The sequence below is a fragment of the Petrachloros mirabilis genome, assembly GCF_975968855.1.
Genome location: NZ_CDLUDY010000046.1, coordinates 1 through 20,510, shown reverse-complemented (window position 1 = coordinate 20,510; position 20,510 = coordinate 1). Strand labels below are relative to the sequence as shown.

Sequence of the window (20,510 nt, the reverse complement as noted above, 5' to 3'; positions counted from 1 at the left end):
AAGCGCCGACCTCCTTCCTGTCAATCATGAGATAAAGGGGATATGTATGAAGATAACCGGGCGCCATATGGACTTGACTCCTGCACTTAGGCGGCACATCAGGTCTCGCGTTGAGCGACTTGAACGCTATGATGTGACTATCGGAAGAATGGAAATCGTGCTGAGCGTCAATAAGCTTCAACATATGGCGGAAGCAGTCTGCACGATCAATGGCAAACGATTTCAAGCGAAAACGTCGACGCGGGAGATGTATGCCACCATTGATCAGTTGATTAGCCGCCTTGAGGCGCAAGTGAGAAAGTATAAAGAGAAGCGCAGGGCGCATAAAGGGAAAGGGAGGGCTCTGGCTCCTGTGGCCAAGCCGAGCGTGGGGGCTCAGCTTGACGATGTCAAAGTAGTTCGTCCAAAGATTCCCGTGCTGTCTCGCTCTGAGGCTCGAGAGCTCCTTACTGAAGGGCCTGGTGCCATGATGCTCTTTACATGCGTGGAATCAGGGAAATTGCAGGTTCTTCAGCGTTTGGAGAACGGCAATGTTTTATTGATCGACACATGAAGAGGACGGAAATGTCCGGGCTGAAGCTTGTGGTGATTACAGGGCTTTCTGGGGCAGGAAAGTCACATGCGCTCAAGTGCTTCGAGGATGCCGGATATTTTTGTATCGATAATCTTCCGCCTGCTTTGTTGCCCACTTTCGTCGAGCTGTGCCATCAACGAGGAGATGAAATTAAGCGGGTCGCATTGGGTATTGATGTTCGAGAAAGAGTATTTTTTGCAGATCTCACAGGGATACTCAAGCAGCTTAGGGATCAGGGGCATTTTGTGAGCCTAATTTTCCTCGAAGCTCGGGATGCGGTCCTGGTGAGGCGCTTTTCTGAATCGCGTCGGCCGCATCCACTACTTCCGGAACTTCCGATCCTGGAAGGAGTTCGCTTCGAGAAAGATCGACTTGCAGATGTGCGGGCTAGCGCCGACCGCATTATTGATACGTCTAGCCTTAACGTGCATGAGTTGAGGGTACTCATCGGGAGGTATCTAAGCGAAGAGGGAACGAGTACGCGACTGACGATTGCCCTGATCACTTTTGGGTATAAATTTGGAGTGCCTTTTGATGTCGATCTATTATTTGATCTGCGCTTCCTCAAGAACCCGTTCTTTGTGAGTCATCTTAAGTCCTTGACCGGGGAGGACCCTCGTGTTCAGGAGTTTGTCTTTTCCGATCCGGAGGCCGGGGAGTTTTGCAGTCATCTCGAACAGTTGTTGAGATATCTGCTTCCTTTGTTTGAGCGAGAGCGGAGAAGTTACCTGAACATTGGAATAGGTTGTACGGGCGGCCGGCATCGATCGGTGGTAATCGCCAGGCGATTGCAAGAGATGCTTGAGAGGTCTGGATATCGCGTTGTTATGTCTCATCGTGATCTCGCCAAATCATAATTCTTCCCCTGCCTCCATTTATATCCTCATTGCGTAAAGTCGAGTATAGCGTTAGTTCGAACAGGGCCTTTTCTTGACAGGGAAAGGCTACAGTCTATACTTCCTCTGTGAACAGTAAGAATACCCCGCCTTTTCAAGGCTGATCGAGAGTTCTAGCTCAATCGCAATGAGCGAAATAATGTGCCTGGTGAAAAAACATAAAATGATTTGTGTAATCCTAAAAGTCATGTAAAGTCCGAGGCACGTATGCTGAATTCGCTAAAAAGTCTGGTTGACGCGGACATTTTCTCGATGCTGACTCCTAAGCGCCAGTTGGTCGGCTTAGATATCGGCTCGAGTGGGATAAAACTTGTTCAACTGAAAGAGAATCGTGGCAAGTTTATCCTGCAAAAGTTTGGCTACAAGCCGCTGGAACCCGAAGTCATCGTCGATGGGACGGTGATGGATGAGGGACGTGTGGTATCCGCGATCAAAGAATTGTGCAGTGAGATGAAAGTCAAGGACAAGCAGGTGGCCGTTTCCATTTCAGGGCATGCAGTTATCATTAAAAAAATCAGCTTGCCCCCAATGCCCGATAATGAACTTGAGGGACAGGTAAAGTTGGCTGCTGAGCAGTACATCCCTTTTGACATCAATGAAGTGAACATAGACTTCCATGTGCTTCCTCCATCGGAGACGGACGGTCAAGAGGCGGAAGACATGTCGGTTATTCTTGTCGCGGCCAAGAAAGATAAGATTAATGAGCTCACGGAATTGGTCAAAGGTGCCGGGTTGCAGCCATTGGTCATGGACGTGGACGCTTTTGCCATCGAAAACATGCACGGCATTAACTATCCTGACTTGCAAGATGAGACGACGGCGTTGGTGAATGTCGGGGCGAGTGTGATGAACATCAATATTGTAGCGAATGGCACGTCGCTTTTTACACGCGATATTCCCATCGGAGGGAACCGATACACGGAAGCCATTCAACGGGAATTGGGTTTATCATTCGAAGAAGCGGAGGAGGCCAAGAAGGGCGGGAACAACGCTGGAGGGAGGCAGGCTTCTATCCAGGGAATCATTGAGAGCGTCAACGCAGAAGTGGCCTCAGAGGTCGCCAGAACGATCGACTACTTCAAGTCTACGGTTGGTGATGTGGATGTCCAGCAGGTTTTGTTATGCGGAGGCGGTGGACAGATCAGTGGACTGGACCGGCAATTGCGTGATCGCATGCAGATAACGATTGAAATAGCGAACCCATTCGCCGAAATCGACACTTCCGGGAGCGAATTCGACGAAGCTGCATTGGCAGAGCTTGCGCCGATGGCGGCAGTAGGAGTGGGGCTCGCCCTTCGATCGGTAGGTGACCGATGATACGGATAAATCTTCTCTCGATTGGCCCTAAAGGGCGATCGGTAAAGCCCCAATACGATGTCCGCGCACAGCTCTTCTTGGGGATCGGGCTTCTCGTGGTTACTGTGGCTGGCTGTTGGTTTTATTGGGATGCATTGGAAGCTGAAATTGCTGCAAAGCAAGCGGATAAGGCTGAAAAGGAAAAACAAGTCGCACAACTGAAAGAGCAAGTGAAGCAAGTTGCAGACTTTGAAGCGAAGAAGAAGCTGCTTGAGGCAAAGAATCAGGTTATTGATCAACTAGAAAAGTCTCGCGTGGGGCCGGTGAAAGTTCTTGATCATGTAAGCCAGAGTCTCGATCCGCTTAAGCTCTGGCTTGTGAGAGTCGGCGTGAACGGGCAATCGATAGATCTGGAGGGCCGTGCCCTCACCAACGATGATGTCGTCGAGTTCGTGAATAATTTGCGGCGCACTGACTACTTCACGGACATTACCTTGCTGGAAAGTCGCGCGGCTACAGAGAGCAAGGTTAGTCTGTACCAATTTAAGTTGGGTTTCCGCCTCAAAGGATAATGAATAACTATGAATATGCCCGAACTCAATCTTGAAGGTTTGCGGGCTGTCCCGCCGATGCAAAAGGTGGCGTTGCTGGTTCTCGTATTGGGCGGGATCTTGATTGCCTTCTACTACCAGGTTGTAGAACCCAAGAGTGCTGAAATCATGACTCTTGACCAGGAAGTTGCCAAGTTGGACCAGGAAATCGCAACGCTAACCATTAAGATCAAGCATCTGGATGAGTTGATTGCTGCCAACAAGCAGTTAGAAATTGAATTGGCAAAGAAAAAGGAGCGACTGCCGCCTGAGGAAGAGGCTGTGATGCTGCTGAAGCAGGTTTCAGATCTCGGTACGAGGCTCGGTTTGGATATTAAACTCTGGAAGCCGGGTGGAAAAACTGAAGATCCGTCTAAGCTGTTTGTGAGGTTACCAGTGAATGTCGAAGTGTCTGGAGGATACCACACTGCAGCATTATTCTTTGACAGGATCAACAGCTTGCCTAGAATTATCACCGTCTCGAATCTCAAAATAGGCAATCCAAAGACAGATAAGGGACGTGTTGTCACGCAAACTGTCTTTGATCTCATTGCATATGCTGCGACCCAGGAGAAGGTTGCTACAGCAGCGGCAACTACAGGTAACGTTAAAAAATAAACTAAGAGCGGACAATGGCACTAGGCTTATTCTGGAGTCGAATAGTGCGGGGTGTTTGGAGTCACGGGGAGATTTTACCCATGGAGGGCAGGTGGGTTCGTAGCGCGGCCGTTGTTGTCATCAGCATGACTGGAACTCTGTGCGGGGTGGAGTTAGTACTGGGCGCCGACCTTGTTCCGCATGCCGGACAGGTGGCCCCATTGAGACAAGAATCGGTAAAGGTGCCTAATCCCGCAGATCTGACAAGAGATGTTCCGGTCGCACAGTCGCCTGGGTCGCCAACGGAAGGCGATGCAGGGATGACCGGTGTCTTACCTCCGGACGCGCCGCCCATGATAGGTGGATATGACCCGTCTGGGAGACGCGATCCTTTCTTGCCAGTTCTCAGTCAACTCGCTCCCGGTCAGGCTGATCCCACGCTTCCGCCGTTGCAGCGTGTGAGTCTGACCGACATGAATCTAATTGCGGTGGTTTGGGGAGCTTACGGGTACACAGCGATGATGCAAACGCCGGACGGCAACGGCTATACGATTCGAAAGGGAACAAGGATTGGCCCGAATAACGGTGTGGTCAGTGCTGTTACCGAGAAAGGGATCATCGTTCAAGAGCGCTATACAGATGTGTATGGAAGAAAACAGGAACGGGAGTATGTCAAGCTTCTCCATCCGAAAGAGGGCCTAGAATGACACAACATAAGTTGCAGACAACTACGATCACTCGTATCCTTTCTGCCTTGGGAGTGACAAGCTTCCTCATGGTGGCGTCATCGATGGGGGCTTTGGCCGACACGGCCGCCTCGACCAGCGACAGGGGGATCGATCAGATTGGAACGGGAGAAACAGGCGTTCCTTTTGTCGGCAAACAAGCTCGCATGTTGACGGACATAAATATTAAACAAGAGGATCGTGAGGTCACCGTCCTGATTGCGGGAGATGGCAATCTTCGTTTTGAGTCGTCTCAGCCAGATACGAAACGGCTCGTTGTCGATTTTCCCAATGTCACATCTTCGATTAGAACGCCTCTTGGGAGACTATACCATCAGTATTTGAAGCGTGTACGGCTTGGGCACCATGCAGACAAGGTGAGACTCGTGTTTGACCTTAAGGAGGGTGCTGAGTTTGCGATTGAACCACAAGGTACTACTCTTCTAGTCAGAGTCCATGAGCCTTCTGCAGTAGAGGGACATGCTTCGCCAGAAACCAAGACTGTGTCTGCGACGACTCCACGCCAAAGTTCTGGGGCAACTCTTGTACATCGCGCCGTCATGTCAGAAACCCGTTCGAGCAACGATGCTCGGATGAGACAAGAAAAGATCCGTCCTGCATTTCGTGTTCGTCCGGTGCAGATGACAAGTGGACAAGAGAGCAGTGAGAATCAGACCCATAAGGACGATCTGGTTCTTGGTGAGACTCGGTATGTGGGAAGGCGTATCTCGTTGGACTTTCAACAGGCTGACATCAGCAATGTCTTGAGGCTTATTGCTGAAGTCAGCGGGTTCAACATCGTAATTGGCGAGGGTGTCAAAAGCAAAGTCACGATGAAGCTCGTGAGCGTGCCATGGGATCAGGCTTTGGACATGATCCTGAAGATGAATGGCCTTGGAAAGATCAAACAGGGGAATATTCTCTGGATTGATTCGTTGTCAAACATCTCAAGGCAGCAGGACGAAGAGGCTAAAACCAAAGATTCGAAGGTGAAGGCGGAACCATTAGTCGACAGAGTGTTCTACATTCGAAACCTACAAGCGCAAGAACTCCTGACCGCGCTGCGGCAGAACTTGAGTCCCAGAGGGAAGATGCAGGTGAGCCCGGGGTCTAACGCATTGGTTGTGCAGGATGCTGAAAGCAAAATACAAGTACTTAAACAATTGATCGAGGGCTTGGACTTAGCAGTTCCCCAAGTTCAGATTGAAGCTCGGATTGTTCAAGCGGATACAGTCTATGCAAGAGGATTGGGTGTGCAATGGGGCATTAAGAACACTGATTTCGGGGCCAACACATTCTCTGCAGTTGGTAACCTTACAGGGCCATTTGCACCGATAGCGGGAACTGGCGGCACGACGATTCCAAGGGATTTTCTCGTCAATCTCCCTGCTCAAGTAGCTGGACTCCCGGCTGTTCCTGCCGTTGGGTACACCTTTGGGAAACTTGCCGACGGTTTTGCGCTCGATCTGAGGCTTTCCGCAGGAGAGCTGCTCGGCTTGGCGAAGGTCATCGCTGCGCCCAAAATCACCACTCTGGACAAACGAGAAGCCAAGATTTCGCAGGGCGAATCGATTCCGTTCCAGACTACATCGCTGCAGGGGACGCAGACTACCTTCGTGGATGCCAATTTGGAGTTGAATGTAACACCCCAAATCACCTCGCGCGATCCTAAGGAGGTTGGGAAGCAGATCATGATGAAGGTGCGTGCAACGAGAAACGCGGTCGGTGCGAGAAGCAATCCCGCCGGTCCAAGCATTGATCGCCGTGAGGCGAACACGCAGGTCATCGTGAGAGACGGGGAGACCATGGTAATCGGAGGCGTGTTTATCGACACACAGAATAATAACGTGCAGGGTGTTCCCTACCTGTCTCGTATCCCGGTCTTGGGGTGGTTGTTTAAGAACAAATCGGAAAGTGTATCAAAGCAAGAACTCCTGATCTTCCTGACTCCTTCAATCGTGCAGTCTTCATAGATCGCTTGGTCCGAGCCCTTAGTTGTTGTGGGCTCGGACCGCTCTCTCTTTGTGAGTCTCTTTCTCGTCGGCTCCCATTCCTGCGGATAGAAACACTTCATGCTATTCCCTGCTTCGTTAGGGTAAGGAGCACACCGTAAGTGCTCCTACAGACCCGTTTCCGATCTCTAAACATCGTTGCAGATAAGTCGGTCTGCCGTTTGCTGAAAATGCAACTCGTCTGACCGATATCAAATTGAAATGGTTTTATCTATCAGTGCGTTGTGCTAACATTCCTCAACTTCTGGGATACCTCGGGGATAGCTTTTCAATCGCGATTCACCCCTTCCCCCACGTTAGCCTGATGTGGTATCGCCGATAGGTAGGAGCTCCAAACCACCATTTACGAATGATGATTATGGGCGAGCAAGTGATTCGAGTCAGCCTTGGAGAACGCAGTTACAACGTTGTTGTTGAACATGGTCTCGTGGCAACGATAGGTGATCGTGTCCGGAAGTTAACGGAGGCTAGAAAGATCGGAGTGGTAACTGATCGTCATGTGGCTCGTGAATATCTTCCCCGAGCCATTCGCTCTCTCCGGCGAGCAGAATTCGAAGTTGTTTCAATCGTATTGCCTCCCGGCGAAGGGTCTAAATCTTTAGTCACGACCGGGCGAATCCTTGATGCTCTCGCGAAGAACAAGTTCGAGCGGAGCTCTATCCTGCTAGCCCTCGGCGGGGGTGTTATCGGAGATCTCACGGGATTTGCAGCGGCCATCTATCAACGAGGGATTCCATTTGTACAGGTTCCTACAACATTGATTGCTCAGGTCGACTCAAGTGTCGGGGGCAAAACGGGCGTCGACCATCGTCTGGGAAAGAATTTGATCGGCGCCTTTCATCAACCTAAAGGCGTGTTTGTCGATCCCTATACCCTGCGATCCTTGCCTCAACGAGAACGTGAGGCGGGCTTGGCCGAAGTAATTAAGTACGGCATCATTGCCGATGAAGTATTCTTCGAATTTCTTGAGAGATCAATGCCTGCCCTGCTGAGACTTGAGGGTAATCCTGTTACCCGCGCAATCATGCGATCATGCGAGATCAAAGCAGCGATCGTTGCTGAGGACGAACGGGAATCTGACCGCAGGCGAATCCTCAACTACGGGCATACGATCGGTCATGCGCTCGAATCCATGGCCGGGTATCGTGGCTTGATCCATGGAGAAGCGGTCGGGATTGGATTGGTTCAAGAGGCTGATCTTGCGGCGCGCCTTGGTTATTGTGGAGAAGATGTCGTTAAGAGAATAAGTTCGCTTGTTCAGCGAGCCGGATTATCCGGAGATCTTCCGAAGTGCTCATTTGCCTCATTGTGGGCAGCCATGCAGCATGACAAGAAAGTTATCGGTGGCAAAGTCGTGGGGGTATGGCCGACGAAAATTGGCGAGGTTGTGATGCGCCCGCTGGAGAGACGACTTTGTGCTGAGTGGCACCGAGAGCGGTTTTCTCAGGCCAAACCGGCGAAGCTGCCGCGCCTGAGACCGCGTAAAAGCACAGGAAGAATTGCGCTAGAGGACGTGTAGACTAACGATGTCGACCAAACGCACAGCCTCAGTAGCGCAATTAGAGCAGGCCTTACGTGAGAAATCGCGAGAGGTCGATATTCTTCACCGCATCACTGATTCGATCAGCAACACGCTCGATCTCGAGGCTGTCCTTAAGCATATCGTCGATGTGGTTGTGGAAGTGACCAGAGCGGACGCCTGTCTTCTTTACCTTTTGTCCGATGGACATGATGAACTGATTTTGCAAGCCTCTAAGAATCCTCATCCTAAGCTGATTGGCCGGATCACCATCGGGATGGGAGAAGGGATCACAGGTTGGGTGGCGAGGGAACGCACGCGAGTTGTGATTCAGAGTAATGCAAGCGACGATCCTCGATTTAAATTCTTCCACAATCTGCCAGAAGACCGTTACCAGGCCTTCGTATCGGTACCAATTATGGCAAAGAAGGAAGTGGTCGGCGTGATTAATGTTCAGCATAAGCGTCCCAAAAGGTACCGGACCGATGAGCTTGCACTAATATCCACTATTGCGAATCAGGTTGGTGGGGCGATCGAAAATGCCAGATTGTATGAGCAGATGCGTCGGAAAGCATTGCAAGTGGAAACTCTGTCTCAGGTCTCTGAAACGGTCGCCTCCGGTCGCCTGATAGAAGATGTGCTCCAATTGTTAGTGACCATGACGGCGCAAATGATGAATTCGAAGATATGCTCGATCATGCTGTTAGATGAATCCACTGGTGAATTGAGAATCGAAGCGACGCAAAGCCTCAGCGAACAGTACCGGAGAAAGCCAAATTTGAAAGTCGGGCAGAGTATCAGCGGGCGTGCGGTTCAGGAACGGCGACCGATAATTGTGGCTGATGTCGAGAAAGAACCGGAATTCATGTATCCCGAACTTGCTAGAAAAGAGGGGCTATGCTCATTGTTATCAGTCCCGATGCTGGTACGGGAGAAAGCTGTCGGTGTGATCAACAGCTACACTTCCGTTCCTCATTCTTTTTCGGCCGAGGAAGTCAAGCTGCTGCAGGCTATCGCCAATCAAGCAGCGATTGCCATCGAGCACACCACATTGCTGGAAAAATCATTTGAAATGCAGGAGGCTTTGGCGGTCAGAAAACTCCTCGATCGAGCCAAGGGTTATCTAATGCGATCCAAGCGACTGACGGAGGAGGAAGCTTTTAAGCTTATTCAACGCCAGAGTATGGATCTTCGGAAATCAATGAGAGAAATCGCCGAGGCCGTCCTCCTGGCCGGTGAGATCGAAGAGCGAGCCGATCGACAGCGAAATTAGCCTAATTACAGGGTGGGAAAGCGCGTTGAAGTGAGAGTCCCTCGACTCGTCATCAGGGTACGCGCGGATGAGATTTCTTCCGTTCTGCTTCTTGTTCTGCTAGTTGACGCTTGATGTCCTGTAGCTCCTTTCGCAAGGCCTCAATTTCCGATGATTCCCTTGATGCGTCAGGATCGGATGGTTGCGTAGAACCCACTGAGGCTGGGGTGGATACTCGTTCTGGCGGAGGTGTTGACAGAGGTGAAAGGGAGAAGGAGGCCAATCGCTCGTAGTCGATGACGAGTGTCGAGGCCGTGGTTCTCCCGTGACGATCGGACTCTGGGGTCTGGGCTGCCTCCGGAGAAAAGGTCACTACCCGGCCAGCCAAGCTGGTGTTGTTTGGAAGGCCACGCTGCGGATTGGTTGTCGCCACTGCTCCCAGTGGATGTCGAAATTGATGAAGCTTCAGGTAAAGTGATTGCCCGTAGGCATAGATTGATCCGCTTGTAGATAAATGAGTGGCTTGTGCCTCGGCTCCGGAGCCTGATGTGGCTGTGGAGCGCGACTCGGCCGTTTGGATGACTCGAAAGGTAATCTGCTGATCAGACGCGGCATGGGAAAGGCCTTCTGCGAGGAGGGGGGCTAAATACGAAACATCTTTATCAGAGAAAGCTCGAAATTCATCTGGCTTTCCTGCAAGTAGTTCTTGCAGAACGCCTTGCTGGTCACGAACCCTTGTCCCTTCAAGGACTCGTGCAAGTACTTCTGCCTTAATTCGAATGGGATGAGCTGCCCGAAACGATCGGTCTGGAATGCGCTCGAGGTAGACACTACCTCTCTCAGATTCATGGAGTAGGAGGTCCAAGTCGGGACCCGTTGAGCAAGCGGTGAACGCCGAGAAGATGAGGTAGAGCCCCATCATAGGTAGTCTCTTCAGCATGGGGCGAGTGTACCATAGGAGGCCGATCGCATCCATGACGTCTTGGGTGTATCGATGAGGTGAAGTGCGATAGGCGTGTGCCTGTTGCATGACATTTGACAGGTTGAATCCGGCGGTGATACCTTCCCGCACCGTTGGAGATCACGACGCTTCACGCAGACGATCAATGTATACGATGCATGGACGACGACGTCCTCAAGCCCTGGGGGAAGGGTTTGAGGACGTTTTGATTTATGTAACTTCCATCTGCGGAAAGTAGAACTGCGCGATGCGGACATTGCGGATTGCCATGGCTCAAATGAACCCGACGGTGGGAGACATCGCTGGGAACACGCGTGCGATTCGAGCCTGGCTGAAAGAGGCGCAGAAGGCAAAAGCGGATCTGGCCGTGTTCCCTGAGCTGGCAGTCACCGGGTATCCACCGGAAGATCTCCTCCTGAAACCCAAATTCATCGCCGAAAACGTGCGCGCATTGAATGAAATCGCCTGCGATGCCAAAGGCATTGTCGTGATCGTCGGATATGTCGGAACCGGAACCGGAACCGGAACCGGAACCGGAACCGTAACCAAGAAAGCATCACGACCTTCCTATTCTGTGGTGGCGGAGGACCGGCATCAATTGTTCAATGCAGCGGCATTATTGGCCGAGCGCCGAATCGTGGGAAACTATTCGAAATGCCTCCTGCCCAATTATGGAGTGTTCGACGAAGGACGATATTTTCATCCAGGCGAGAGAGTCGTCCTCCTTGATCTTGGCGGCACACTTATCGGGGTGAATATCTGCGAAGATATCTGGTATCCCGACGGTCCGACGAGGGTTCAGGCGGAAGCCGGAGCCGAGGTGATCGTCAACATCAACGCTTCTCCGTTTCATATCGGGAAAAGCCGGGTGCGCGAGGACATGCTGGCAACGCGCGCGCGCGAGAACGGTGTGATCGTGACCTATACCAACACGGTTGGCGGGCAAGACGAACTGGTCTTCGACGGCAATAGTGTCATTCTAGATCAGGGTGGGAATGTCATTGCCCGTGCCAAGGCTTTCGAGGAAGATCTTCTGATCACCGATCTGAATCTAGATGCCGTAGCTCGTGGGCGATTGGTTCGTAGGCGCAAGAAAACACTAGGCGGCAAACTGGCCGCCCGCGTTGATCATGTTACAGCGAAAAGGGTGGGGAAGGGATCGAATCGTCGGCGGCTTGTATCTCCCCTCAGTCCATTACTGGGAGAGATAGAGGAAGTTTATCGCGCTCTGGTCCTAGGCGTAAGGGACTATACCGGCAAGAACGGATTTGAGAACGTCATCATCGGTCTCAGCGGCGGTGTCGATAGCGCTTTGACGGCAGTCGTTGCCGTTGACGCCTTAGGGCCGCGCAATGTGTCGGGAATTTTCATGCCTTCTCCCTACACGTCACGGGAGAGCAGCGAGGATGTTGCGGATCTCGTGAAGCGGCTGGGTATCCGGTGTCGCACCATTCCCATCACGTCCACCTTCGAGTCCTATCTCGGGGCTTTGGCCGAGTCGTTCGAGGGAAGGTCAGCCGATACGACGGAAGAAAATCTCCAGGCCCGTATACGGGGCAATGTACTGATGGCGTTTTCGAATAAATTCGGCCATCTCGTACTCACAACGGGGAATAAGAGCGAGATGAGCGTAGGATATGCGACACTTTACGGCGACATGGCAGGTGGCTTTGCCGTGATTAAAGATGTCCCGAAGACCATGGTGTATGAGCTCTCGCGATTCCGGAATGCCCGAGGGAAATCGCCCATCATACCGAAACGGATACTCGATCGCGCTCCGACGGCGGAACTGCGTCCGGATCAGAAAGATGAAGATAGCCTGCCTCCCTATGCCATCTTGGATCCCATTCTTAAGGCGTATGTCGAGGAAGACCGGTCGCTCGAGGAAATCGTGAGCATGGGATTTGCGGACGCCGTTGTATCGAAAGTTATTGGGATGGTGGACCACAGCGAATACAAGCGCCGACAGGCTCCGATCGGGATCAAAATCACACATCGGGCTTTTGGGAAAGATCGTCGGATGCCGGTAACGAACGGATATCGATCCGATTGAGTATATTGAAGGATTCTCTCTCTACCCGTAGATGGTCAGTCCCGCCTAAATCACCCGGTCCTGCATCGTAGAAAATTTGACAATCTTTAAAGCGCTGTGTTACAAAGCACATCCATTCGGGGATGACAACGACGTCTCTCCGATTGCCAAAAAGTAGAAACGGCACGGACAATGACGTCCTCTGGCCTTGAAGGCCTGAGGACGTTTTTTTTTGCCAATGCGGCGTCGGAAGGGTGAAGGAGCGGATGTCACCGGAGAGCAGAAGGAAGCGCTGCGATGATAATCCGCACTTTGCGCACAAGGGCGTGCGATCGACGATGGCGTCATTACGTGTGATCCGAAAGGGCACAACACTAACCACAATTGACAAAGTGTGGGAGGACGTCACGATGAAGAGCAGAAGGACCTTGAGCGTATTGATGGTCGGTATCGCCATCTCGTTGGCCTGGGGACATAGCGCATTTGCGCAAAGCGCATCTCCTGCCAACGTAGGAAGCCTTCAAGAGCGAGTCGAAGCCTTGGAGAAAAAGACCGAAGCGGCGTCGCTCTGGAAGACGCTTGGACTGAGGCTATCCGGTTTTGTCGATGTTGCCTATACACACAACTTTAATAATCCGAGCACCAACCTAAATCAACTTCACATCTTCGATACGAACGCACGTTCGTTCATGCCTCATTTGGTGCAAATTCTCTTGGAGCGGCCGGCGGAAGCCGGCGGGAGCGCGTTGGATCGGGCAGGGTTTCGGGCCAGACTGAATTTCGGCCTCGATGCGAGGGTGACTCGGGCCAGGACGAACTTTCAACCGGGAGTTGCCAGCGACGAAATGGACTTTCAGGAACTATACGGTGAGTACATTTTCCCGGTTGGAAACGGGCTCAAGATTCAAGCAGGAAAGATGAACACGCTCATCGGCTATGAGGTCATCAACAGCTGGGAGAACCCGAACTTCTCCCGCACCTTCATGTTCGGTTTGGGGCAAGCCTTCACGACGACCGGAATTCGTCTGACCTATACATTTAACCCGATGGTGACTGCCTCGGTCGGTGTGGTCAACGGCTGGGACAACGTCGATGACAATAACAAGGGTAAGACATTCGAATGGCTCGTGGCACTTACGCCGCACGAACGGTTAGGGGTGAACTTCTACGGATCAGTCGGTCCGGAGCAGTCCAATGGCGCGGGAGGTTTTGCAGCGGGAGATGCCAGTGCAACCAGAACAGTGGTCGGATCCATCATCACGTTCAAAGCGACTAGCCAAGATACGATTGTGCTGGAACCGTACTATGCGAACGAGGCCAACGCCAATTTGGTCGCAGGAAAAGCCGGAAAGAATGCCAGATGGAACGGCTTGGGCGCTTACCTAATCCACGATTTCGATGATCAATGGAGCGCGCGAATCCGAGGCGAGATTTTTGAAGATGCCGGTGGCGCTCGAACCTGTACGGGATCGGTGGTGGGCACCAACGTGGGCTTTACTGGGGTACCTGGCGGGTGGAATACCTGCGCGGGCAATCCTGCTGGTGGAGTCGCCCAAACTCTCTGGGAAACGACTTACACCTTGCAATACAAACCGATTCCTTCGCTGATCACGAGGGCAGAGTTTCGGTATGACAAGTCGAACAAGAACGTGTTCCTGAACGGAAACGATCCGTCGAACAATCAAGAAACGCTTTCGTTCCAATTGGTCTACCTGTTCTAGGCAAGGGAGGAAAGGCGGCTATGAAGACAGATCATCGTATTACGATGAAGTTTGTTCTCGCGGCCCTCACCTGCCTTGTGCTATCGGCAGGAGGGACAGCCATATATGCGCAAGATGCCGGTAAGCCGGTACCGGTCGCGCCGACAGTGTCCGCACCAGAGATGGTGGTAACTTCGGCTGCGCCGGCAGTCTCCAAGATCGATACGGGGGATACGACCTGGGTGCTCGTGTCCACGGCGATGGTCTTGGCCATGACCGCACCGGGACTGGCGTTATTTTACGGCGGGATGGTGCGGTCAAAAAATGCCTTGGGGACGATCATGCAGAGTTTCATCATCCTCTGCCTGATAAGTGTCCAGTGGGTGCTATGGGGCTATAGTCTGGCATTCGGCCCAGACAAAGGGCATGTGATCGGCGGGTTGGAATGGATGGGGTTGAACGGCGTTGGACTTGAACCGAACGCCGATTACGCCGGGACCATCCCTCACCAAGCGTTCATGGTATTTCAAATGATGTTTGCCGTGATTACGCCGGCCTTGATCACTGGAGCCTTTGCCGAACGGATGAAGTTCAGCGCCTTTTTGATCTTTACAGTCATTTGGTCGACGGTGATTTATGATCCCTTGGCCCATTGGGTTTGGGCGGTCGACGGATGGCTCAGGAACTTTGGCGCCTTAGACTTCGCCGGAGGTACAGTCGTGCACATCAGCTCCGGTGCATCGGCTTTGGCCTGTGCGCTGGTGCTCAAGACACGATTAGGCTACGGGAAAGAGCATATGGCGCCTCATAACCTTCCGATGACCGTCCTAGGTGCATCGCTTTTGTGGTTCGGGTGGTTCGGGTTCAATGCTGGCAGCGCCGTCTCGTCCGGAGCACTGGCGACTAGTGCCTTCGTTGTGACGAATACGGCAACTGGGGCAGCAGGATTGGCCTGGATGATGGCCGAGTGGATGCATCGAGGAAAACCGACGGTGCTCGGTGCAGCCAGCGGAGCCGTTGCGGGTCTGGTAGCGATTACTCCTGCGGCAGGTTTTGTCGGACCGATTGCGTCAATCTTGATAGGGTTGGGAGCGGGGGTGTTGTGTTATACAGCCGTCATGATGAAGGCGAAGCTCGGTTACGACGATTCGCTGGACGTAGTCGGGATACACGGAGTCGGAGGGACATTTGGTGCGCTAGCTACGGGGATTTTCGCGTCCAAAGCGATCAACGCCGCAGGAGCCGACGGATTGCTGTACGGCAACCCAGGGCAGTTGGTTATTCAAGTTGGCGCAGTAGCGGTGTCCTTTCTCTTTGCCTTTGCGGGTACCTATCTCATTCTGAAAATCGTCGATTCAATAGTCGGATTGCGTGTGTCTGAAGAAGAAGAACGGATGGGCCTGGATCTGAGTCAGCACGAGGAGAGGGCCTATTCCTAACCAAGGATAGGGGGGACCTCTATGCATATCGTACAGCGTATCGGATGGATGCCGAGCCAGCGGTGGCTCGTGGGCCTCGGGTTTCTGGTTGTCGGCTTGTTCGGTCTCCCTCCTGCGTGGGCAGAAGAGGCCACGGCAAAAATCGATACAGGCGATACGGCATGGGTGTTGACCTCGTCAGCCTTCGTGTTGGCGATGACCATGCCCGGATTAGCTCTTTTCTATGGAGGGCTCGTTCGGGCCAAGAACGTGCTCGGCACTATCGTACAGAGCGTGGCCATCTTGGCGTTAGTCAGTCTGATTTGGGTCTTGTTCGGATACAGTCTGGCTTTTGGCCCTGACGTGGGAGGGATCGTCGGGAATCTGGATTGGATTCTGTTGTCGGGTGTGGGGTATACCCCGCATCCAGTCTACGGGTCCACGATTCCTCACCAGGCATTCATGGTGTTTCAACTCATGTTCGCCGCGATCACTCCGGCGCTCATCACCGGGGCATTTGCCGAGCGGATGAAGTTCAGTGCAGTTCTGATGTTTTCAGGGATTTGGGCGGTCTTCGTGTACTGCCCCCTCGCCCATTGGGTATGGGGTGGAGGATGGATGGGGAAGATGGGAGCCTTGGATTTTGCCGGCGGGGCAGTGGTGCATATCAGCTCAGGGGCTGCGGCCTTGGCCTGCGCCTACGCGGTTGGGCCACGGAAAGGCTATGGAACCGATTATATGGCACCGCACAATCTCCCGATGACCGTCCTGGGAGCGGGGTTACTCTGGTTCGGATGGTTTGGATTCAATGGCGGGAGTTCTTTAGGGGCGAACGCCAACGCGATTAGCGCATTTGTTGCCACCCATACGGCGGCGGCGACTGCGACGCTCGTCTGGATAGTGGTGGAATGGCAACATAGGGGCAAACCTACAGCTCTGGGTGCTGCAACTGGAGCAGTCGCAGGCCTGGCGACGGTCACTCCGGCCTCGGGCTATATCGGGGTCGGTGCTGCGATCATCGTTGGATTAGCCGCGGGCATGGCCTGCTACTTCGCCATTGTTGTTAAAGGGAAGTTTGGCTATGATGACGCGCTTGACGTTGTGGGGGTCCATGGTGTCGGAGGAGTAGTGGGTGTCCTCGCCGTGGGGCTCTTCGCATCGAAGGCCATCAATGCTGCCGGAGCCGACGGATTGTTTTATGGCAATCCTGGACAACTGTGGGCGCAGTTCATTATGGCTGCTGCTACCCTGGTCTTTTCGTTCCTCGGCTCGTTTGCCATTTTGAAGATCGTTGATGCCATGGTAGGTCTGCGAGTGCCGGCTGATCAAGAGGTGACAGGGTTGGATTTGACTCAACACAACGAGCGTGCGTACTCATAAGGAGGCGCGAGAATGAAATTGATCGAAGCGATTATCAAGCCGTTTAAATTGGACGAAGTGAAGGATGCATTGTTGGAGATGGGCGTGCAGGGTATGACCGTCACTGAAGTCAAGGGCTTCGGCAGGCAGAAAGGCCATAAGGAGACCTATCGCGGGCAGGAATACACCATCGAGTTCGTGCCCAAGGTCAAACTCGAAGTGGCCGTGACCGATGCGCAGGTACAGCGTGTGATCGAAACCATCACACGGGCGGCCAAGACCGGGAGCATCGGAGACGGGAAAATTTTCGTGCGAGACTTGAGTGCTGCAGTTCGTATCAGAACGGGGGAAACAGGAGAGACAGCGTTGTGAGAAGCGGTTCAAACGAGGGTGCCGCGACGCAGAGTGTTTCGGGGAAAGCGGTCGATGATCTCGGTTTGTTCCTGGCGGAGCAGCGTCGCGTAATTGACCAGCGGGTACTGGGAGGAGCCAGCGGGGCGGAAACGTTGGCGGCTATGACCGATTTGGTCGACGGTCTGATCGTCGCGCGCTACCGCGAAGCGATCAGACATGGCGGTGAGAGGTTGGCCAAAGCCGGTCTGCGGCATTGTTGCATTGTGGCGTTGGGCGGCTATGGTCGGCGAGAACTCGCGCCCTATTCGGACATTGATCTGATGTTTCTCTTTCAGGCCGGATGGGAAGAGTCGGCCAAAGATCTGGTCCGGGCGGTACTCCACCCTCTGTGGGACTGCGGATTTCAAGTCGGACACAGTGTGCGAACCATCGCCGATTGCATTGAATTGGCTGGAACTGATTCGACGGTTAAGACGTCGTTGATGGAGTCCAGGTTTCTGTCCGGCAGTGCGGACCTGTTCGAAAAATTCCACAGCCGGTTTTCCCGCAAGGTGGTCTCCAAGGGAGTTGATCTGTTTCTGGACCACAAGATAGAGGAGCGACGTCGTGAATACGAAAAGTTCGGAGAGACCGTCTATCTGCTCGAGCCGAATGTGAAAAAAAGCAAGGGCGGTCTTCGAGACCTCCATTTGTTGCAGTGGGCAGGAATCGCCCGTTTCCATGCCCCGACCATTAGGGAATTGTCGGATCGAGGCATCCTGTCGCGGGCTGATTCGATGGCCCTGACGGACGCACGGGAGTTTTTGTGGAGAGTCCGGGCGCTCCTTCATGTGCATGCGGGCACTGCGCAGGAGATTCTGTCGTTCGACGAACAGGTATGGCTGGCCGGGCACTTCGGCTTTCAGGATCGGCCCCATCTGCTCGCCGTCGAACAATTCATGCAACAGTACTACCGGCACACGATGGGATTGCACGAACGCTGCATGCGTTTCATCGAAAGGTGCCGCAGCGTGCCGTTGTGGCACCGTGTCACGGCCTTATGGCCGTCGCCCCGCGTCGATCATGACTTCGTGGTACGAGGCGGGATCCTAACTGTGGCAGAGGATCAGCATGCCAAGGTGCTGGAGAGTCCGGCGTCATTGTTACGGTTGTTCGATTTAGCGAGGTCGCAGCGGCTGAGCATTGCACCGCCGTTGCTGGAAGATATACATCGGCATGTTGAGACGGTCCCGGCCGAGGCCTATCGGACGCCGGAAGTCAGTCAAACATTCTTGAAGATCATGGCAGGACCAGGGACTTCATCGACTTTGGGTGCTATGCATCGCGCACACCTTCTCGAAAAACTGGTTCCGGCCATGGGGCGGGTCAGAGGTTTGATGCAGTTCAATCAGTACCACAAGTACACGGTCGACGAGCATAGTCTGCTGGCGGTCGAAAGAGCCGAAGCCGTCAATGACGATACGGGGGTTTTGGGAGAAGTCTATAGGAGTATCAAGCGGAAGGACATTCTCCACCTGGCCGTCCTCATGCACGATTTGGGAAAGGGAGAGGAAGAAGACCACAGCGACCTCGGCAAACGATTGGCAGAGGAAGTAGCCGTTTGTCTAGGATATGACGAGCAGGAAACCCGCACACTCTCCTTTTTGGTCCATCGGCACCTGCTAATGGCCCATACAGCATTCAGGCGTGATCCCAACGATGTGAAGGTGGTACTCCCCTTTGCCAGAGAAGTCGGTACCCCAGAAGTGTTGAAGAAACTGTTGGTTCTGACCGCTGCAGACATCGCGGCTGTAGGGCCCGGTGTCCTTACGAAATGGAAAGAGTCATTGCTGATCGAATTGTACGTGCGAACGATGGCAGAAGTTTCAGGAGAACGAGATGCCAAGGGTGCGTCGGATCGGTTGGCACAAGTAGCTGATGATGTGGGTCGCGAGCCAATTTTGGTCGGGAAAGAGGGAGTTGACCGATCCTGGATTGAAGCCCAGTTGAAGCTGTTTCCGGAACGATACCTCTACGGCACATCTCCGGCCAGAATTGCCGGCCATCTGGAGGCCGTTAGACGATTGCACGTCGGAGAGGTTGTCGTAGATGCCGCTTTCAATCATGAAACCGGCACCTGCGAGTATGCGGTCGTGACACACAATGATCTGACGCCTGGGATTTTTTCAAAAATCGCTGGTGTGATGGCTGGTAGCGGTCTCCAGATTCTCGATGCGCAGATTCTTACCAGGTCCGACGGCGTTGTCGTAGACACGTTCCACGTGACCGATCCCGACTACCATGGAGAACCGCCAGCGGATCGCTGCCGGACGGTCGGCGATCGTATCGCTGCAGTACTCAAAGGGTGGGATCATGTCGACGACGTGTTGCGGCGTGGGGCCAGATTGAACATGACGAAATCTCTACCGAAAGCACCGGAAGCGACGGAGGTGCGGATAGATAACGAGACGTCGGATGCCTTTACGATCATCGACGTTTTTGCCGACGATCGCCAGGGGCTGTTGTACGTGATCACGAGCGCGATATTTCAGTTAGGACTTTCAATCCATGCCGCTCGCATTTCAACGCGATTGGATCAGGTGGCCGACGTGTTTTACGTTACGGATCTGCGTGGCAAGAAACTGGATGACCACCACCTCTTGGAGCGAGTGCGAGCGGGAGTCGAAACCGCCATCGAGAATTTTCTCGAGGCCAAAGCGGCCTAGCGTCGGCTGCATAATCGGTATCAAAGGGGTTTGCCGAAAGGAGGAGGGGAATGAACGTTCGTGAGGTGCTTGAGTTTGCCAAGAAAAACAAGGTCCAGGTCGTGGACTTGAAATTCGTCGATTTGCTCGGAATGTGGCAACACTTCACCGTACCAGCCAGTGAGTTGACGGAAGATCTGTTCAAGGACGGTTCAGGCTTGGACGGGTCATCGATCAGGGGCTGGAAGGCTATCAACAACAGCGACATGTTGCTCGTGCCGGATCCAGCTACGGCCTGCCTTGATCCGTTCACTGCTGTGCCGACGCTGAGCCTCGTCGGGAACGTCGTCGATCCGATCTCCCGGGAGACCTATGAGCGTGACCCGCGGTACATTGCGCAGAAGGCGGAGAAATACCTCCAGAGCACAAAAATCGGAGATATTTCCTACTGGGGGCCGGAAGCCGAGTTTTTCGTCTTCGACCATGCCCGCTATGATCAGACGAGCCATTGCGGATTTTACTATGTCGATTCGGACGAGGG

General features: G+C 53.2%; 17 protein-coding genes. 16 read left to right on the top strand and 1 reads right to left on the bottom strand.

Features of this window, described 5'->3' with window-relative positions:
• The first annotated feature begins 46 nt into the window (after window positions 1-46).
• The 9 genes from hpf (at window position 47) to ACWVCN_RS01900 (ending at window position 9,482) form a co-directional block, all read left to right on the top strand.
• Entirely contained in the window at window positions 47-553 is a 507-nt protein-coding gene (gene hpf / locus ACWVCN_RS01940) for a ribosome hibernation-promoting factor, HPF/YfiA family (RefSeq protein ID WP_455243826.1), read from the top strand.
• The gene (gene rapZ / locus ACWVCN_RS01935) at window positions 550-1,431 is read left to right on the top strand and encodes an RNase adapter RapZ (protein WP_455243825.1); all 882 of its coding nucleotides are present in this window, start codon (window positions 550-552) and stop codon (window positions 1,429-1,431) included. Before hpf ends, rapZ begins: the two co-directional genes overlap by 4 nt.
• Before the next feature lie 246 nt (window positions 1,432-1,677).
• Entirely contained in the window at window positions 1,678-2,787 is a 1,110-nt protein-coding gene (gene pilM / locus ACWVCN_RS01930; protein ID WP_455243824.1) for a type IV pilus assembly protein PilM, read from the top strand.
• Window positions 2,784-3,338 (top strand): PilN domain-containing protein, encoded by a 555-nt coding sequence (locus ACWVCN_RS01925; protein ID WP_455243823.1) that lies wholly within the window; start codon window positions 2,784-2,786, stop codon window positions 3,336-3,338. Before pilM ends, ACWVCN_RS01925 begins: the two co-directional genes overlap by 4 nt.
• Before the next feature lie 9 nt (window positions 3,339-3,347).
• A complete protein-coding gene (locus tag ACWVCN_RS01920; protein WP_455243822.1) occupies window positions 3,348-3,974 on the top strand; it encodes a type 4a pilus biogenesis protein PilO in 627 nt (208 codons plus the stop codon).
• An 80-nt stretch (window positions 3,975-4,054) separates the two neighbouring features.
• Window positions 4,055-4,660 carry a pilus assembly protein PilP gene (locus ACWVCN_RS01915; RefSeq protein WP_455243821.1) on the top strand — a complete coding sequence of 202 codons (606 nt, stop codon included), beginning with the start codon at window positions 4,055-4,057 and terminating at the stop codon, window positions 4,658-4,660.
• Window positions 4,657-6,651 carry a type IV pilus secretin PilQ gene (gene pilQ / locus ACWVCN_RS01910; protein ID WP_455243820.1) on the top strand — a complete coding sequence of 665 codons (1,995 nt, stop codon included), beginning with the start codon at window positions 4,657-4,659 and terminating at the stop codon, window positions 6,649-6,651. Before ACWVCN_RS01915 ends, pilQ begins: the two co-directional genes overlap by 4 nt.
• Before the next feature lie 397 nt (window positions 6,652-7,048).
• The gene (aroB, locus tag ACWVCN_RS01905; RefSeq protein ID WP_455243819.1) at window positions 7,049-8,209 is read left to right on the top strand and encodes a 3-dehydroquinate synthase; all 1,161 of its coding nucleotides are present in this window, start codon (window positions 7,049-7,051) and stop codon (window positions 8,207-8,209) included.
• 7 nt (window positions 8,210-8,216) lie between these two features.
• Complete coding sequence (locus tag ACWVCN_RS01900) at window positions 8,217-9,482, top strand: GAF domain-containing protein (protein ID WP_455243818.1); 1,266 nt, start codon at window positions 8,217-8,219, stop codon at window positions 9,480-9,482.
• Between the two features lie 52 nt (window positions 9,483-9,534).
• Here the strand turns inward: ACWVCN_RS01900 and ACWVCN_RS01895 are convergent, their stop codons facing one another.
• The gene (locus tag ACWVCN_RS01895; RefSeq protein ID WP_455243817.1) at window positions 9,535-10,491 is read right to left on the bottom strand and encodes a hypothetical protein; all 957 of its coding nucleotides are present in this window, start codon (window positions 10,489-10,491) and stop codon (window positions 9,535-9,537) included.
• Window positions 10,492-10,669: 178 nt separating this feature from the next.
• Between ACWVCN_RS01895 and ACWVCN_RS01890 the strand changes: the two genes are divergently transcribed.
• The 7 genes from ACWVCN_RS01890 to ACWVCN_RS01860 form a co-directional block, all read left to right on the top strand.
• Window positions 10,670-12,475 carry an NAD+ synthase gene (locus tag ACWVCN_RS01890; protein WP_455243816.1) on the top strand — a complete coding sequence of 602 codons (1,806 nt, stop codon included), beginning with the start codon at window positions 10,670-10,672 and terminating at the stop codon, window positions 12,473-12,475.
• 389 nt (window positions 12,476-12,864) lie between these two features.
• Entirely contained in the window at window positions 12,865-14,175 is a 1,311-nt protein-coding gene (locus tag ACWVCN_RS01885) for an outer membrane beta-barrel protein (protein ID WP_455243815.1), read from the top strand.
• Window positions 14,176-14,195: 20 nt separating this feature from the next.
• Complete coding sequence (locus tag ACWVCN_RS01880) at window positions 14,196-15,593, top strand: ammonium transporter (RefSeq protein ID WP_455243814.1); 1,398 nt, start codon at window positions 14,196-14,198, stop codon at window positions 15,591-15,593.
• 21 nt (window positions 15,594-15,614) lie between these two features.
• On the top strand, window positions 15,615-16,952 hold the full coding sequence (locus ACWVCN_RS01875; RefSeq protein WP_455243813.1) for an ammonium transporter: 1,338 nt from the start codon (window positions 15,615-15,617) through the stop codon (window positions 16,950-16,952).
• 12 nt (window positions 16,953-16,964) lie between these two features.
• The gene (locus ACWVCN_RS01870; RefSeq protein ID WP_455243812.1) at window positions 16,965-17,303 is read left to right on the top strand and encodes a P-II family nitrogen regulator; all 339 of its coding nucleotides are present in this window, start codon (window positions 16,965-16,967) and stop codon (window positions 17,301-17,303) included.
• Window positions 17,300-19,990, top strand: coding sequence for a [protein-PII] uridylyltransferase (glnD, locus tag ACWVCN_RS01865; protein WP_455243811.1), 2,691 nt, complete (start codon window positions 17,300-17,302; stop codon window positions 19,988-19,990). The genes ACWVCN_RS01870 and glnD overlap by 4 nt, the downstream gene beginning before the upstream one ends.
• A gap of 50 nt (window positions 19,991-20,040) precedes the next feature.
• The coding region (locus ACWVCN_RS01860) for a glutamine synthetase beta-grasp domain-containing protein (protein ID WP_455243810.1) at window positions 20,041-20,510 on the top strand (470 nt) is incomplete at its 3' end.